The following is a 16,436-nucleotide window of genomic DNA, read 5'->3' on the forward strand; positions in this document are numbered from 1 at the left end:
ATATCCGGATACGAAAAAGCCACCGCGAACCCATATTCAGGGATCGCGGTGGCCTATATCTCTGCGACTGATCGCTTACTCGTTGATCAGACGGCGCAGCAATTCGATTTCCTGCGACAGCTTCTGATCGGCCGAGATCAGCTCTTCGATCTTGCGGACGGCATGCAGCACCGTCGTGTGGTCACGACCGCCGAAGCGACGGCCGATCTCCGGGAAGGAGCGCGGGGTGAGCGTCTTCGACAGATACATGGCGATCTGGCGCGGCTTGACGATGACGCGCGTACGACGGTTCGACACCAGTTCCTGGCGCGAGACGTTGTAGTGGCGTGCCACGACCCGCTGGATGTCTTCAATGCGGACGCGCTTCTGGTCACCGGCACCAACGAGGTGGGCGAGCAGTTCATCGACTCGTTCGATCGACAGGTTCGGCTCGAAGGAGCGACGGAAGAGAAGCTGGTTGAAGGCGCCTTCCAGATCACGGCCGCTGCTGGTGATGTTGCGGGCGACATGCTCCAGGATCTCGGAGGGGATATCGATCGCCGGATCGTCCTTGCGGGCGACATCCAGGCGCGACTTCATCATGTCGAGACGCATGTCGTAGTCAGGCGCTTCCATCTCGATGGCAACACCACCCTGCAGACGCGAACGGACGCGCGGATCAAGCGATTCCAGCTCCCAAGGTGCCCGGTCAGCTGCGACGACTACCTGCTTGGCGCTGTCGAGCAGCATGTTGAGCAGGTGACAGAATTCGTGCTGGATCATCTTGCCCTGCAGGAACTGCATGTCGTCGATGATCAAGAGATCGATGTTGCGCAGCGAGTCCTTCAGCGTCAGGGCATCATTGTCACGGATCGCGGTTGCGAAACGCCACATGAAGTATTCCGCTGTCAGATACACGACGCGCGGCTGGCGCGGGCTGTGGACCGCAGCATTGGCGATCGCCTGCAGCAGGTGCGTCTTGCCGAGACCAACCGAGGAATGGATGAAGAGCGGGTTGAAGCGCACGGCACCAGCGCCGGCCTCCGCAATCGTCTTTGCTGCCGCGAGTGCCACGCGGTTCGATGCGCCTTCGACGAAGCCGTCAAATGTGTAGCGGCTATCCAGCGGAGAGCCGAAGAGCGGACCGCTCTGGCTGCGCACGGATGGGCTCGCCGACGGGGTCTGCGCCGCAGCGATCTGCCCGATCGACTGAGGGCCTGACTTGCGGGCCGTCGATGGCTGTACCGTCTCGTTGCCTACCGGGCGATCTTCTGCCTGAGGACCACGGGTGCTGCGGCTCGCGCTGCGCACCATGATCTCGACCTTGAGGATCGACGGATCCTCGGCCTGGAAGATCGAGGTGATGAGATCGAGGTATCGATTGTTGATCCACGACTTCAGAAAGGTGGTGGGTACGGTCAGGCGCACCACGCTCTTCGATGCGGAATGGAGCTTCAGGCGTCCAAACCAGCTCTGGTATACGTCGACCCCGACCTGGGCCTTCAGTCGCTTGCTGAAGCGGTCAAAGAGATCGTTATGCTTCATATCGGCATTCTCTCCTGCTCCTTCGGAGCACGCGGCGCCGAGCGCCGAATGTGCATTGTCCCCGTTCGCCAACGCACCGGCCGTCATAGAGTTCATATGCATTTTGCCGCCTTCCAAATTCATTCCAGGTGCCGGGCGTCCTTTGGTCGTCCGACAGCCGCTTCATCTCTCGCCGATCCATCCGGACCGGCCGTCCCCGAACTGACCGACGACACCTCAGCCAAAAGGTGCCCACAGCCATACCGCAGCCCCCTCCAGGTCGCGGCGTCCTTAGTCTCGGAAAGGCATCCTCGTAATGCCGATCCATTTATCCTCGCAGACCCAAGGGCCTAGCGAGGCGAAAAACCGCCACCACGCGGAAACAGCCAAGTTTCCGATGCAATGCCGATTGCTTTATGAGAAAACGAGATGGAAACATCCCGCTCCTGCAAGAGAGCACCGCTCCCCCCAAGCATTACTGCCCTTCAGGTGGTCTCGGCGGGTCATTCCCGCGCCCCTTGCTGGAGATCATTAAGGCAGGATCAAAAGCCAAGATCAACACCGATTTTTCCTCGATGGGGAGCTGTGGGCATTGACTCTTCGTACTTCATTTTTGCGTCACATTCGGTCGGAAAAGAATCGCTTTTGAATCAACGAGATTCCCAAACAGGTACAAAATGGACCTTCTGCAAAGCGAAAAAATAAAAATTCTCTTGACTCGCAAGGCTGCCAACTTGCCCCAAGGTAAAGTGTTGCCGGACTCGGGCACCTCGACCAAGCAATTGATTTTGCTATATAATTTGTGTCACGCCAATGACACGATGCGCTGCAGCAGAAAACCCTAAAACATCATTTTCAGGTAACTTGACAGCGAAACGGCAAAAAGCCCGGCAGACCGCCAGGCTCTTCGAAAAATGTCATAAAGGTGTCTAAAATTAGACGGCCAGGGCCTTCACACGAGCGGCGAGACGCGAGATCTTGCGCGATGCCGTGTTGGCGTGAACCACGCCCTTGGTGGCGGCGCGCTGGATCTCCGGCTGGGCTGCCTGGAGGGCGTCCTTGGCGACTGCTGCGTCGCCGGAAGCGATTGCTTCTTCGACCTTGCGGATGAAACCGCGGACCCGCGAACGACGAGCCTTGTTGACTGCAGTACGGGCAGCGATCTTGCGGGTCGCCTTCTTCGCCGAAGTTGTGTTGGCCATGATGCCTCTCTCGAATTCAAACCAAAGCCCACCATCGCCGCGTCGGGTCGTTGCGACCTGCCATACCAGCACTTGGGGAGCTGTTTCATGGGAAAGCGCAAAGGCTTTTCCCAACCGTGGGCGGGCATATAGCGGGAAAGCGCGTATGCGTCAACGCGGATTCTGAAGGAATCCTTCCCCCACTCGCGCTTATCTGTTCTTGAACGCAGGCTTCCGCTTCTCGACGAATGCAGCCATGCCTTCCTTCTGGTCCTCGGTCGCGAAGAGCGAGTGGAACAGCCGCCGCTCGAAACGCAATCCTTCGCCAAGGGTCTGCTCAAAGGCCCGGCTGACGGCTTCCTTGGCCATCATCGTTGCCGGCAATGAGAAAGAGGCGATCTTGGTCGCGGCTTCCAGCGCCTCGTCCATCAGACGTTCCGGCTCGACGACCCGCGCCACGAGGCCCGCGCTCTCGGCCTCAGTCGCATCCATCATGCGGCCGGTGAGGCAGAGATCCATGGCCTTGGCCTTGCCGACGGCGCGGGTCAGGCGCTGCGAACCGCCCATGCCGGGCATGATGCCCAGCGTGATCTCGGGCTGGCCGAACTTTGCCGTCTTCGAGGCGATGATGAAATCGCACATCATGGCGAGCTCACAGCCACCGCCAAGCGCGAAACCGGAGACGGCGGCAATGAAGGGCTTGCGGAAGCCGGCGATCTCGTCCCAGCCGCCGATGAAGTCACCGGTATAGGCGTCGACGAAATCGAGCGACTGCATTTCCTTGATGTCGGCGCCGGCAGCAAAGGCCTTTTCCGAGCCGGTGAGCACGACGGCACCAATACCAGCATCGGCCTGCAGCTCGGCGAGGAGACGGCTCAATTCCCGCATGACGGTCGAGTTCAGGGCATTCAGCGCCTGCGGGCGGTTCAGCGTGACAAGCGCCACACGATCGCGGCGTTCGATCAGCAGGGTTTCAAAGGCCATGATTTCCTCCTCAAGCGGCCCTGGGGCCCTATTTCTGGCAGTGGCGACAATAGAATGTCGATCGGCCGGATTGAACTATCCTTTCGACGGTACCCCCGCAACCATCTGTGAGGCAGGGTTCGCCCTCGCGGTCATAGGCCCGAAAGGAGTGCTGGAAGTAACCCAGCGTACCGTCGGCCTGGATATGGTCCCGCAGCGACGAGCCGCCCGCCTGGATCGCGTCTGCGATGACCTCGCGGATCGACTGGGTCAGCAATGCAAGTTCCGCCTTCGGCTTGCCCTTTGGCGTTACCAAGGTGGAGACCTTACGGGTGGGCGACAAATGCGACCGCCAGAGCGCTTCGCAGACATAGATATTGCCGAGGCCCGCAATCACCTTCTGATCGAGCAGGGCGCCTTTCAGAGGCTGGCTGCGGCCGGCGAAACGGGTCGCCAGGTAGTCGGCGGAGAGGATGTTGCCCACCGGCTCGGGGCCGAGATCGCGAAAGGCGGCATAGGTGTCGAGTTCGGAGCGCGCCATCAGCTCCATGAAGCCGAAACGGCGCGGGTCATTATAGACGACGCGGACGGCACTTTCCGGGCGATGCAAATGAAAGACGACATGGTCGTGCTTTTCGTCCTTGCTGCGCTCGTGATGGAAGACGCCGGGCAGGTTTGCCCCCTCCTCAGCCTCGATGCGGAAGGAGCCGGACATGCCGAGATGGGCGATGACAGTCAGGTCGTCCTCGAAATCGACGAGCAGGTATTTCGCCCGACGCGACAAGCTCAGGATCCTTCGGCCTTCGACCCTTGCGGCAAAATCGCGCGGCAGGGGGAAGCGCAGGTCCGGGCGGCGGAGCTCCAGGCGTTGCAATCTCGCCCCTTCCATGGCGGGCGCCAGACCGCGTCGGACTGTCTCAACCTCTGGCAATTCCGGCATTTGTGCCCATCTTTCTGTTTGAACCGCTTGTTTAAAGGTCTATAGACCAGCGAAGCCAAGGCATTTCCAGTGCAGATAGCGCGGGATAAGCCTTTTCGCTATGGTCTGCCGACCCTTCCGTTATGTGGAGTGAACCGATGACTGCAAGCCGAATTTCCGCCGATGGCGGCATGGAAACCTCCTATGGCTTCCGCCAGGTCGACGAGCAGGAAAAGCAGGGCCTCGTCAACGATGTCTTCCACAAGGTCGCCAAGCGCTACGACATCATGAACGACGTGATGTCGGCCGGTCTGCACCGCGTCTGGAAGGATGCGATGGTGGCGTCGCTCAATCCGCGCAAGGATCCCAACTACAAGGTGCTCGATGTCGCCGGCGGCACCGGGGATATCGCGTTCCGCATCGTCGAAGCCTCCAATCGGCTGGCGCATGCAACCGTGCTCGACATCAATGGTTCCATGCTCGGCGTCGGCGCCGAGCGGGCGGAGAAGAAGGGCCTTTCGCCCAACCTCACCTTCGTCGAGGCGAATGCCGAAAGCCTGCCCTTCGATGACAAGACCTTCGACGCCTACACGATCGCGTTGGGCATCCGCAACGTGCCGCATATCGACGTGGCGTTGTCGGAAGCTTTCCGCGTGTTGAAGCGCGGCGGTCGGCTGCTGGTGCTGGAATTCTCGGAAGTCGAGATGCCGTTGCTCGACAAGCTGTACGACGCCTGGTCGTTCAACGCGATTCCGCGCTTCGGCAAGATGATTACGGGTGACGCAGAGCCCTATCAGTATCTGGTGGAATCGATCCGCAAGTTTCCCAATCAGTCCGATTTTGCCCGGATGATCGAGCGTGCGGGCTTCTCGAAAGTCCGTTTCACCAATTACAACGGTGGCATCGTAGCGCTGCATTCCGGCTGGAAGATCTAAGCCGCATGAGCACGATCGGGGCATATTTCCGCCTGGCGCGGGTCGGCTGGGTGCTGGTGCGCGAAGGTGTCGTTGCGGCCCTTCCGTCCGAAGGACTGCCGCCGCTGGTCGGGATCGCCAAGGCTGCCATTGCACCGCTGGCGCGCAGCCGGGCCAAATCTGCCGAGCGCTCGGATCGGCTGGCCCGTGCTGTCGCCCGTCTCGGGCCGTCTTATGTCAAGATCGGGCAGTTCCTGGCGACGCGACCCGATGTGGTCGGCGCGGATTTCGCCGAGGATCTCGCCGGTCTGCAGGACCGGATGGATTTCTTCCCGACGGAGGCTTCGAGGACGACGATCCGTGAGTCGCTTGGCCGCTCGGTGGACGAACTTTACGCCCATTTCGGCGAACCGATCGCGGCAGCCTCGATCGCGCAGGTGCATCCGGCCGAGGTTGCAACGCCTGACGGTCCTTGCAAGGTGGCCGTCAAGGTGATCCGTCCGGGGGTACGCAAGCGCTTCGCGGCCGACCTTGAGGCAATGTATCTCGTGTCGCATCTCCAGGAACGTTTCCTGCCGAACACCCGGCGCCTGCGTCCCGTCGAGGTGACGAAGACGCTTGAGCAGACCACCAAGGTCGAGATGGATCTCAGGCTTGAGGCGGCTGCACTGTCAGAGATCGCCGAAAACACCAAGGATGATCCCGGTTTCCGGGTGCCCGAAGTCGACTGGGAACGCACCGGCCGCGACGTCGTCACCATGGAATGGATCGACGGCGTCAAGATGTCCGACGTCGAGGGCCTCAAGGCTGCCGGCCATGATCTCGACGCGCTGGCCGATACACTGATCCAGTCCTTCCTGCGCCACACCCTGCGGGACGGCTTCTTCCATGCCGACATGCATCCGGGCAACCTCTTCGTCGATGCCTCCGGCATGATCGTCGCGGTCGACATGGGCATCGCCGGGCGGCTTGGAAAGAAGGAACGCCGGTTCCTTGCCGAAATCCTCTATGGCTTCATCACGCGCGACTATATGCGCGTGGCCGAAGTGCATTTCGAGGCGGGCTATGTGCCCTCGCACCACAATGTCGCAAGCTTTGCCCAGGCGATCCGGGCGATCGGCGAGCCGATCCACGGGCAGCCGGCAGAGACCATCTCGATGGGCAAGCTGCTGACGCTGCTGTTCGAAGTCACCGAGATTTTCGACATGGAAACGCGCCCGGAACTGGTGATGCTGCAAAAGACGATGGTGGTCGTCGAAGGTGTGTCGCGCATCCTCAATCCGCGCTTCAACATGTGGAAAGCTGCCGAGCCGGTCGTCTCCCACTGGATCCGCGACAATCTCGGCCCCAAGCGCATCGCGACCGATCTCAAGGATGGCGCCAAGGCAGCTCTGAGGCTTGCCGAAGCCCTGCCGGACATCGCTGCCAAGACCGAGAAGCTGCATGGCGAGATCGTGCGGATGAGCGAGGAAGGTCTGCGCTTCGACGCCGACACGGCCGAGCGGATCGGCAAGGCTGAAGCGCGACACACACGGCTCGGACGCGTGGCGCTCTGGGTAATCGCCGTGAGCGCCGTGGTGATTGCGGTACAGGTCTCCTGATTGCGAGCGTCCCAAGCGGACTGGCAAAGGTTCCCCTGCTGTTTCATCTGAGCCTGCCGTTTACCAGTCTCGTTCTCGATGATTTGCCAGCGACTGGAATTGCGCTAGGGTCGCGGCCGCAGAGATAAGGGTGCCCTCCATGACCTTGGCCGGAAAGCGCATTTTGCTTGTGATCGCGGGCGGCATCGCCGCCTACAAGAGCCTCGACCTCATCCGGAGGCTTCGCGAGCGCGGCGCGAGCGTGCGGCCGATCATGACGCGCGGTGCGCAGGAATTCGTGACGCCGCTTGCGGTGGGCGCACTGTCGGCAAGCCATGTTTATACCGAGCTCTTTTCCCGCGAGGACGAGCAGGATGTCGGCCATATCCGGCTGGCGCGGGAATGCGATCTGGTGCTCGTTGCACCTGCGACCGCGGACCTGATGGCGAAGATGGCAAACGGGCTGGCCGATGACCTCGCTTCTACCGTATTGCTTGCAACCGACCGTCCCGTGCTGATCGCGCCGGCCATGAACCCGAAGATGTGGGCGCATCCGGCAACCCAGCGGAATTTCGCGGTGCTTCAACGTGACGGCATCCAGGCGATTGGGCCGATGGAAGGCGAGATGGCCGAGAGCGGCGAACGCGGGCGCGGACGCATGGCCGAGCCACTGGAGATCGCGGATCGGGTGGAAGACCTGCTTTCGGGACCGAAGCCACTCGCCGGAATGAAAGCCGTCGTTACCTCAGGCCCGACGCATGAGCCCATCGATCCCGTGCGCTACATCGCCAATCGCTCATCGGGCAAGCAGGGCCATGCGATCGCAGCCGCCCTTGCGCGGCTCGGCGCTGATGTGACGCTGGTCTCCGGCCCCGTGACGATTGCCGATCCGGCCGGTGTCAACACGCGGCATGTGGAGCGGGCCGAGGAAATGCGTGACGCGGTCCTTTCCGCACTTCCTGCCGACATTGCCGTGATGGTTGCCGCTGTTGCCGACTGGCGGGTCGCCTCATCGGCAGAACAGAAGATCAAGAAGCAGCCCGGCGAAGGCCCCCCGCCGCTGCAGCTGGCCGAAAACCCCGACATTCTGAAGACCGTCGGCCATCATGCTGAGCGTCCCCGCATCGTGGTGGGTTTTGCGGCAGAGACTGAGAATGTCGAAGAGAACGGTCGCGCCAAGCTCGAACGTAAGGGGGCCGACCTGATCGTGGCGAACGACGTCTCGCCGGAGACCGGCATCATGGGTGGTGACCGGAACCGCGTGAAGCTCATCAGCCGCGACGGTGTCGAAGCCTGGCCGGATCTCTCCAAGGACGAGGTTGCCGAACGTCTGGCGCTCTGGATTGCCACCCAGATCGGCGGGACAGGCGCATGAGCCTGTTTTCACGCCCCGACTTCGAAGCTTATGTGAGAGGCCTGACCGGAACCACGCTCGTCGATCAATGGGACGCGCGAATTGCAAAGGTCGGGAATAAGGTTTTCGCGCTTTTGACCGACGGCGAGAACAGGCTTGCCTTCAAGGTAAGCGAAGAGAGTTTCGAGATCCTGACCTCGCTGAAAGGCGTTTCGCAGGCACCCTATTTCGCCAAGCGCAAATGGGTGACCGTGGAGCCCGCCACGGAACTCAACGAGGCAGACTTGGTGGAGTATATCGGCCGATCCTATCGCACTGTTGCAGGCTCGCTGACGCGCAAAGTCCAGGCCGAGCTCGGGATCATTCTGTAAGGCGGTAATCAGCCAGCAGCCATGGCCGGCTGGCGAACCTGTTCGACCCGCATTCGATCAACCTCGGGCTTGAACTCGGCTGCGTCCAGCCCCTTCTCGCTGAGGATCACGGCGCTTCCAGCGGGGATCTCCACCCAGGTATCCGTCTCATCGTTCAGCGGCTCTGAGACAAGGCAGAAGCTGCCCTTCGGACCCATGGGTGCTGCAAACAGCGTCGGCGCGTGTTCATCCGTCGAGTAGCGCACGGCATAGAGCGTCTTGCCGTCGGAGAAGGCCGCTGTGAGGCGAATACGGGCGATCCCGGTCAGATGCAGGCTTATCTGCTCGACGAAGCCCACGGCCTCGCTCATCGCCGCGATCGGGCGCTCTCTCAGGCCGAACTGAAGGGCGAGCAGGAAGAGCAATTCGCTGTCCGTGGTGCCGACGCGGGCATGGAAATGCTCGTCATCCAGCATGCCTTCCATCGGTCGGCGGATGCGGTCAAAATTGTCGATCTGGCCATTGTGCATGAAGGACCAGTTGCCCTGCACAAAGGGATGACAGTTGTCGCGGCGGGTGGCGCCATGGGTGGCGGCGCGGACATGGGCGAGGAAAAGCGGCGAGCGGATCTGGCTTGCGAGGCTTTTCAGATTGCAGTCCGACCAGGCGGGCAGAACATCGCGGAAGCGGCCAGGCTCGGGGCGATCCCCATACCAGGCAAGACCGAAGCCATCGCCATTGGTGGCCGTCTTGGCGCGGGTCGCACAATGGGATTGCTCAATCAGGGAATGCGCAGGCGAGGTGACAAGCTCCTCAAGGAAGATTGGTACACCACGGTAAGCCACCCAACGACACATGTGATTTTGCCCCAGTTCCATCGAACCGACTGCTGATCTTCAACAGTCTTCGCCCGATAGACTAATGATTTGCAAACATGAGCCCATTCATGACAAAATTTTGTCGGGCAGTGCAACATTTCTTCGGGGCCGGATTGGCGCAAATGTGAACACTGCGTTCTGACAGCCCCACCTGCGTGGCAGCGACCGCTCGCCTATATTGCCACGCAAGCAAGCCCGTTTCCGGAGGAGGTCCACCACAATGTCCATTCGCCCCGTCAAGCATGAGAGCCGCGCCACGCCGACCATGGAGGGTGCCGGTGTCAAGCTGCACCGGGTCTTCGGCTTCGGCGATCCCTCGATGACCGATCCTTTCCTGATGATGGACGATTTCCGCAATGACGAGCCGATGGATTACGTCCGCGGCTTCCCCTGGCATCCTCATCGCGGCATCGAGACGATCACCTATGTGCTGGCCGGAACCGTCGAGCATGGCGACAGCCTGGGCAACCAGGGCATGCTGGGCGCGGGCGATCTGCAATGGATGACCGCCGGCAGCGGCATCCTGCATCAGGAAATGCCGAAGGGCGACTTTGCCGGCCGCATGCATGGCTTCCAGCTCTGGGCCAACCTGCCTTCGTCACTGAAGATGACGAAGCCGCGCTATCAGGACATCAAGTCGCCCGAGATCCCCGTTGTTATCGATGATGACGGCACGTCGGTGCGGGTCATCTGTGGCGACTTCTGGGGCAAAAGTGGCCCGGTCGACGGCATCGCTGCAGAACCCGTCTATCTCGACATCTCGGTGCCGCCCGGCAAGCGCAAGACTTTCCCGGTCGACACCTATCGCTCGGCCTTTGCCTATATCTTCGCCGGCTCCGGCTCGTTCCGGGATGCCTCCAAGCCCTTCGGCGTGAAGGTCGAGAAGGAATATATGGGCGAAGAGCTGAATATCCGCGACCTCTCCGGCAACCGCACGCTCGTTGTCTTTGATACGGGAGACGAAATCACCGTGCAGGCCGGCGAACAGGGCATCCGCTTCTTGCTCGTCACCGGCAAGCCGATCAAGGAGCCGGTCGCCTGGCATGGTCCGATCGTCATGAACACGCGCGAGGAGCTGATGCAGGCGATGAAGGAGCTGCAGAACGGAACCTTTATCAGGGCCGATCATTGATCACACCGAGTCAAGTTCACATCGCCCGGCGGTTTTCCACCGCCGGGCTTTCTTTTGCCTGCACGCACCGCCTCTGAGATCAATTCTGTGCAGTCGCCGGCCAAAGCGCGTGGAAGTGGTGGACAGGACCGTGTCCCGACCCGACCGTCAGCGCACCCGAGTGGCGGACGGCATCCGCGAGCCAGGCCTTGGCCACGCGGACGGCCTCTGGCGCATCACCCCCCTTTGCCAGTTCGGCTGCGAGCGCACTCGACAGGGAACAGCCGGTGCCATGCGTGTTGCGCGTTGCGATGCGGTCCGCCTCGAACCAGGTCACCTGCCCCTCCGCCACCAGCACGTCAGGACTTTCGCCACCGGCAAGGTGACCGCCTTTGACGAGGACGCCCTGGGAGCCGAGCGATGTCAGCCGGACGGCCTGGGATTCCATGATGCGGCGGTCGCAAGCTTCCGGGTCGCCGAGCAGGGCCGCCGCCTCCGGCAGGTTCGGTGTGAGAAGGGTGGCAAGCGGCAAGAGTTCGGTCCTAAGCACTTCGACTGCCTCGGGATCCAGTAGCGATGCGCCGCCCTTGGCGATCATGACGGGGTCGAGGACGACAGGTATGCCACGATAGGGTTTCAGCACATGGGCCACCGCCCTTGCGATCCCGGCATTGGCGATCATGCCGATCTTGACGGCGTCGACGTGTACATCGGCAAAAATCGTGCGGATCTGCTCCGCGACAAAAGCGGGATCGAGTGGCATCACCGCAGAAACACCTTGCGTGTTCTGCGCCGTCAGCGCGGTGATGACGGCCATGCCATAGCAGCCCCGCGCGGAAAAGGCCTTGAGATCGGCTTGGATGCCGGCGCCGCCCGAAGGATCGGAGCCGGCGATGCTGAGCACGTTGCGGATGGGGGAGGCGGTCATTTCTGCTTCTCCTTGGACGGCGAAGAAGCGACGGGCAGGACGCGGAGAGACCGCGGCACCCGAGCGACTCCCTCCGCCAGCATGATCTGGTTCAGGTTCAAAGGGTGCTTCTCAGCCCGGCTTTCGCCAGACGCCCCTGTCTCTCGTGTCAAAGACTAGGGCAGAGAGAAGGCCCTGTCACCTGTCATCCAGGCCTATCCCGATTAAGTGTTTGCAGGCACGGTTCCGAGCCGGTACGGGAGCCTCATCGTGCGTTCGACCAAAGGATCCAGGCCTTGCATCATTCCCCCGACCGGCTTTTCGACCGCTTCTATGACGCCTTCCTCTTCGATATGGACGGCACGCTGCTCAATTCCATCGCCGCGGCCGAGCGCGTCTGGAGCCGCTGGGCGCTCAAGCATGGGCTTGATCTCCAAACCTTCCTGCCGAGCATGCATGGCAAGCGCGGGGTCGACACGATCAGCGCGCTGAACCTGCCCGGCATCGATGTGGAGCAGGAGGCCCTTGAAGTGGAGCGCGGCGAGATCGAGGATCTGGAGAGCATCGTTCCCATCCCGGGCGCCATCGAATTCCTCAAGAGCCTGCCGGCCGAGCGCTGGGCGATCGTGACATCGGCACCATCAGCCCTCGCCCGCGCGCGCATCGGCGCTGCCGGCCTGCCGCAGCCGCTGCAGATCGTGACAGCGGAAGACGTTAAGATCGGCAAGCCCGATCCCGCCGGCTATCGCCTTGGGGCAGAGCGGCTGGGCTTCGATCCTTCCCGCTGCCTGGTGTTCGAGGATGTGCTGGCCGGAGTCAGGGCTGGAGAAGCGGCGGGCGCCGATGTTGCCGTCGTTACGGCCACCCATGCCCATCCGCTCGACACGTTGCATCCGACCATCGCCAGCTACGAGCACCTGCGCGTCGATTTCCACGCTTCGCAGGGGCTGCGGATCGGGCCTGCGCGCTGAGGGCTATCTGGGAAATGCGGGGCGCTCAGCCGCCCCGCACTGGTCGAACTCTCGTCAGAACTGCTTCTGGAAGTTCAGTTTGACCGATTGCGCGTTGCCGCGATTGCTGTAGTTGCCATCAAAACCGATGCCGACGGTCGCCATGGTGCCTATCGGCATGTCGATGCCGGCCTGCAAGACTAGGCTGTTCTCGGCGACCGTCTTGCTGGACGTGACGAAATCGCTGCCACCGGAAAAGGACAGGGTCGAGGCCGTTTCCGTATCACCGAAAGCATGCTGCCATCCAGCAGCCCCCCGGACCGTTGCATTCACGCCGGCCAGCGCCACCTCGGTCGCGGCCCGGAGACCGAGATTGGTGAAGGTCAGGTTCATGTCGCTCGCCTCGCGTGACAGGGAGGCGGCACCGCCCTCTTCGCTGAAGGCGGGCGTGTGCATATGGACCTGGGCGAGGTTGACGTAGGGCTCCAGGCGCACATCCCGGACCTTGATCTCATAGCCCAGCTCCGCGAAGGCCTGTGCGGTATTGGTCCCGTAATCGGCGGAGAGCTGATCGGTGAAGCCACCAAAATCGACTGTCCGTTCGGTCGAGACCTGCTGGTGCTTGTAGAGCGCTCCGAAGCGAAGCGCGAGCGGCCCCCACTGGTTGCCGCCATAGATCCCGATATCGAAATCGTCGCTGTCGCCGCTCGACAGACCGTCGCTCAGTTCGAACGAAGCGGCCCCATAGCCACCGAGAATGCCGAGACGCCAGGTGGTGTCGGCCAGCGCCATATCGATGCCGAAGGCTAACCCGCCAATCGAATTGGACAGATCGGCATCGCCGTTCTCCCCGAAACTCTTGCCCCATCCACCATAGGCTTCCGCCCAGGCAACGGGGCCGGCCTTTTCCGGTGTCACCAGGATCGACTCGGCCGCCAGTTCTGCCGGGGTCTTCGCCCTTTCTTCGCCATAGGCCAGCGCATTGCTCGTGCTGCCAAGGGAGACGACATTGGTTTGGCCGGCGCCAACCGAACCGAAGGCGGAACGCATGCGATTGCCCCCGAGACTGCGGATCAGGCCGCTGTTTTCGAGGCTCGCGCTCACGCCATGGCCGTGGACTTCGCCGGAGAGCTGCTGGAAGGCCGTCGAGGCCGCCTCATCGCCCAGAACAACAACCGCATCGTAGATCGCATTACCGGAGCCCAGGCTTTCGATTGCGCCTGCCGTCGCAGACTGGTTCGTCGATTGCGCGATATCGGCGAAGTCGTTGGCATTGCGGGTCAGCGTCAGTGTCACATCATTCGCATCGTAGCCGAGCGCGGCATCAAGGAAGCTGTAATCCGTATCGACCGTGTCGAAGGTTCCGGTCAGGCCGCCATCGGACGAGAGGATGACATAGGACTGGTTGGCGGCGTAGCCGCTGGATGGTCCAACGTGGAGGACGGAGCCTCCGTTGAGCGTTGCCGTGCCTGTCGCATGCAAGAGGTCGCTGGCGCCGGTCGAGGTGTCGACGTCGACCTCATAGGTCGCGCCCGCGTCGAAATCGAGATTGCCGTCAACCGTCAGGGTTCCGACGCCGGAACCGCCGGGGGTTACCGTGGCACCGCTGGAAAGTGTCGTGGAACCGACCGTGCCCGTTCCGCCGAGCGTTCCCCAGCCGGAGACGGAGAGCGTGCCGCCGAGGGTGGCATCGTCCAGTTCCAATGTGCCCCCCGTGACGTCTGTCGTTCCGCTGAAGGCGCTGCCATCGCCCTCGTAAATGACCTTGCCATTGGCGACCGCTATCTCTCCCTCTCCATCAATCAGCGAGTCGAAGGTGAGGTCGGTCCCGCCGAAGTTGAAGACGAGCGCGCCGTTGCCCTCACCGAAATGGATTTCATCGGCGTCGAAACTGGCGCTACCGCCGGCCGTCTGGCCAAGCTCGGCGCCGATGATCAACGTCCCGGTGGAGCCCACTTCGTTGGCGATGGTGATCTCATCGGCGGAAATGAAACCGCCACCGGTGACGATGAGCGTGCCGGTACCTTCGTTGCCGACATAGAGACCGCCGGTGGTGGTCCAGGTCGAACCATTGCCGGAGACCGTGGCCATGCCTTCCGATCCGACATTGTTTCCGATCAGACTGCGCCCTGCGGTCACATCGCCCCCCAGGGCAATGGTGAGTTCGCCTTCCCCGATGCGGCCGACATTCAGGTCGCTCGATACGTCCCAGAGAGACCCGTTGCCGGTTACCAGCATTTCCCCATGGGACCCTGCGAGATCGCCTAGAATGCCCTGCCGGTTCTCGATCAGGCCGCCGGCGGAGATCGTGACCGCCCCTTGCGCACCGTTGTTGTGACCGACGAGGAAGTCACCGCTCATGACCCAGCTTGAGCCGGTCCCGTTGACGGTGGCTTCACTGTCTGAGCCGTTCTCCGTGCCGACATAACCGTCGGTGCTGGTCAGGTCACCGCCCGTCAGAAGCTGTAACGAGCCGTCGCCGAGATTGCCGACATAAAACACGCCCGTGTTCTCCCAGAGGCTATCGTCTCCGGAGATCGTCACGAGGCCTGAACCAGAGGCCTCATGCCCAACAAGGCCGCCGGTCGAGCTGATCTTGCCGCCATTGGTGAGGTTGACTGTGCCGGCGCCGAGACCACCGACACTGACGCGGTCGGAGAGGTCCCAGAGCGAGCCTGTTCCGTCAACATTCGCCGTGCCTTCCGACCCCGTGCTGTCGCCCAGGATCGCAGAGGTGCCATTGACTATGGCCCCGGCCAGAATGTCCAAGGTTCCGTTGCCTGCGACCGAACTCGACGTGTCGGAGCGATCGCCACCGATCAGGAGCGCGCCGGTGGTCCAGGTGGAGCCGCTGCCGGACACGGTGACGGAGGATGTCGAATGTCGGCCAATGACGGCGCTGCCATTCGAAACCGTGGCGCCTACGAGAATGTCCAGTGTGGAATCGCCAGAGGAGCCAATGAAGAGCTCTCCGGTATTGACCCAGGTAGTCCCGGTGCCCGTGACCGTCACGCTGCTGCCGGTGGAACCGGCACCATTGCCGATATAGGCTGCCGTGCCCGAGACCTCGGCGCCCTCCTTGATCAGCAGCGAACCAACGCCGCCGCCACCGATCGTCAGTGCATCGGTCAGTGTCCACTCCGAAACGGTCGCAACCGTGGCGCTACCCGACGAGCCGATACCGTCTGCGATGACCGTCCGCCCCGTCGTCGCCGTCGCGTCCTGCTCCAGGGTGAAAGTGCCGTCACCTCCGTAACCGATATAGAACCTCGTCGCTTCGAAATGGCTCTGGTTGGAGACATTGAGCGTGCCCTCACCCGTGGTCCCGGCCCCGAGATAGACGACGCCACCCAGAAACTCGCCCTGGGTGAGCACATTGACTGTGCCGCTACCGTCATTGCCGATGTAGGTATTCCCGCTGTTGGCCCATCCGCCGAGGTTTCCGGTCACCGTGATGGTCCCTGCCGAGCCATCGCTGTTGGCAATCGTCGTGTTCGTGGTCGACAGCTCACGACGGATGGTCAGGTCGCCATTGGTTCCACTGCCGGTTCCCACATAGAGGTTTCCAGCAGCGCCATCGGCACCATCCAGCACCACGCCCTGAGTATCGATGCGGGCATCGTCCGCTGATGTTGGCACATGCCCGTCCCAGACCCAGTTGCTGTCGGTGAACCAGTCAGTGTTGGTGGAGCCTTGCCAATAGACGCTGTCAGCCAGGGCGGCGACAGACGTCGAAAGAAGTGCCGCAACACTCACCGAGGCCAGGAGAGCCGCGCGACGATGGAATAAATTAGAATATTCGAACAAAACACCCCGGCCAAAACGA

The 16,436-nt window shown here is 62.0% G+C and carries 13 protein-coding genes and 1 riboswitch; of the genes, 6 read left to right on the plus strand and 7 right to left on the minus strand.

What is annotated here, in order from left to right; genetic code table 11:
* Positions 1-75 precede the first annotated feature (75 nt).
* The 4 genes from dnaA to mutM all read right to left on the minus strand — a co-directional run bounded on the left by dnaA (position 76) and on the right by mutM (position 4,587).
* Complete coding sequence (dnaA, locus tag J2045_RS05510) at positions 76-1,626, minus strand: chromosomal replication initiator protein DnaA (protein WP_166602482.1); 1,551 nt, start codon at positions 1,624-1,626, stop codon at positions 76-78.
* An 812-nt stretch (positions 1,627-2,438) separates the two neighbouring features.
* Positions 2,439-2,705 (minus strand): 30S ribosomal protein S20, encoded by a 267-nt coding sequence (gene rpsT, locus J2045_RS05515; RefSeq protein ID WP_006724980.1) that lies wholly within the window; start codon positions 2,703-2,705, stop codon positions 2,439-2,441.
* Between the two features lie 189 nt (positions 2,706-2,894).
* Positions 2,895-3,668 carry an enoyl-CoA hydratase gene (locus tag J2045_RS05520; RefSeq protein WP_307370277.1) on the minus strand — a complete coding sequence of 258 codons (774 nt, stop codon included), beginning with the start codon at positions 3,666-3,668 and terminating at the stop codon, positions 2,895-2,897.
* 28 nt (positions 3,669-3,696) lie between these two features.
* Entirely contained in the window at positions 3,697-4,587 is an 891-nt protein-coding gene (gene mutM, locus J2045_RS05525; RefSeq protein ID WP_307370280.1) for a bifunctional DNA-formamidopyrimidine glycosylase/DNA-(apurinic or apyrimidinic site) lyase, read from the minus strand.
* Positions 4,588-4,724: 137 nt separating this feature from the next.
* On the opposite strand from mutM, the gene ubiE reads away from it, so the two are divergent.
* The 4 genes from ubiE to J2045_RS05545 all read left to right on the plus strand — a co-directional run bounded on the left by ubiE (position 4,725) and on the right by J2045_RS05545 (position 8,785).
* Positions 4,725-5,501 carry a bifunctional demethylmenaquinone methyltransferase/2-methoxy-6-polyprenyl-1,4-benzoquinol methylase UbiE gene (gene ubiE, locus J2045_RS05530; protein ID WP_307370282.1) on the plus strand — a complete coding sequence of 259 codons (777 nt, stop codon included), beginning with the start codon at positions 4,725-4,727 and terminating at the stop codon, positions 5,499-5,501.
* Between the two features lie 5 nt (positions 5,502-5,506).
* On the plus strand, positions 5,507-7,081 hold the full coding sequence (ubiB, locus tag J2045_RS05535) for a 2-polyprenylphenol 6-hydroxylase (RefSeq protein ID WP_307370283.1): 1,575 nt from the start codon (positions 5,507-5,509) through the stop codon (positions 7,079-7,081).
* Positions 7,082-7,220: 139 nt separating this feature from the next.
* On the plus strand, positions 7,221-8,435 hold the full coding sequence (gene coaBC, locus J2045_RS05540; protein WP_166602477.1) for a bifunctional phosphopantothenoylcysteine decarboxylase/phosphopantothenate--cysteine ligase CoaBC: 1,215 nt from the start codon (positions 7,221-7,223) through the stop codon (positions 8,433-8,435).
* Entirely contained in the window at positions 8,432-8,785 is a 354-nt protein-coding gene (locus J2045_RS05545) for an MmcQ/YjbR family DNA-binding protein (RefSeq protein ID WP_166602476.1), read from the plus strand. The genes coaBC and J2045_RS05545 overlap by 4 nt, the downstream gene beginning before the upstream one ends.
* 8 nt (positions 8,786-8,793) lie before the next feature.
* Here the strand turns inward: J2045_RS05545 and J2045_RS05550 are convergent, their stop codons facing one another.
* Complete coding sequence (locus tag J2045_RS05550) at positions 8,794-9,621, minus strand: class II glutamine amidotransferase (RefSeq protein WP_166602475.1); 828 nt, start codon at positions 9,619-9,621, stop codon at positions 8,794-8,796.
* Positions 9,622-9,862: 241 nt separating this feature from the next.
* Here J2045_RS05550 and J2045_RS05555 point away from each other — a divergent pair, with 241 nt between their 5' ends.
* On the plus strand, positions 9,863-10,774 hold the full coding sequence (locus tag J2045_RS05555; RefSeq protein WP_307370287.1) for a pirin family protein: 912 nt from the start codon (positions 9,863-9,865) through the stop codon (positions 10,772-10,774).
* A gap of 79 nt (positions 10,775-10,853) precedes the next feature.
* On the opposite strand, the gene thiD is transcribed toward J2045_RS05555, so the two are convergent.
* Positions 10,854-11,681 (minus strand): bifunctional hydroxymethylpyrimidine kinase/phosphomethylpyrimidine kinase, encoded by an 828-nt coding sequence (gene thiD / locus J2045_RS05560; RefSeq protein ID WP_307370289.1) that lies wholly within the window; start codon positions 11,679-11,681, stop codon positions 10,854-10,856.
* Positions 11,682-11,732: 51 nt separating this feature from the next.
* A riboswitch (TPP riboswitch) is annotated at positions 11,733-11,829 on the minus strand.
* Positions 11,830-11,956: 127 nt separating this feature from the next.
* On the opposite strand from thiD, the gene J2045_RS05565 reads away from it, so the two are divergent.
* Positions 11,957-12,631, plus strand: coding sequence for an HAD-IA family hydrolase (locus tag J2045_RS05565; protein WP_307370291.1), 675 nt, complete (start codon positions 11,957-11,959; stop codon positions 12,629-12,631).
* Positions 12,632-12,685: 54 nt separating this feature from the next.
* Here the strand turns inward: J2045_RS05565 and J2045_RS05570 are convergent, their stop codons facing one another.
* Entirely contained in the window at positions 12,686-16,366 is a 3,681-nt protein-coding gene (locus J2045_RS05570; RefSeq protein ID WP_307370294.1) for an autotransporter domain-containing protein, read from the minus strand.
* Between the last annotated feature and the right edge of the window lie 70 nt (positions 16,367-16,436).

Source organism: Peteryoungia aggregata LMG 23059 (assembly GCF_030814435.1).
Taxonomy (GTDB): Bacteria; Pseudomonadota; Alphaproteobacteria; order Rhizobiales; family Rhizobiaceae; genus Allorhizobium; species Allorhizobium aggregatum.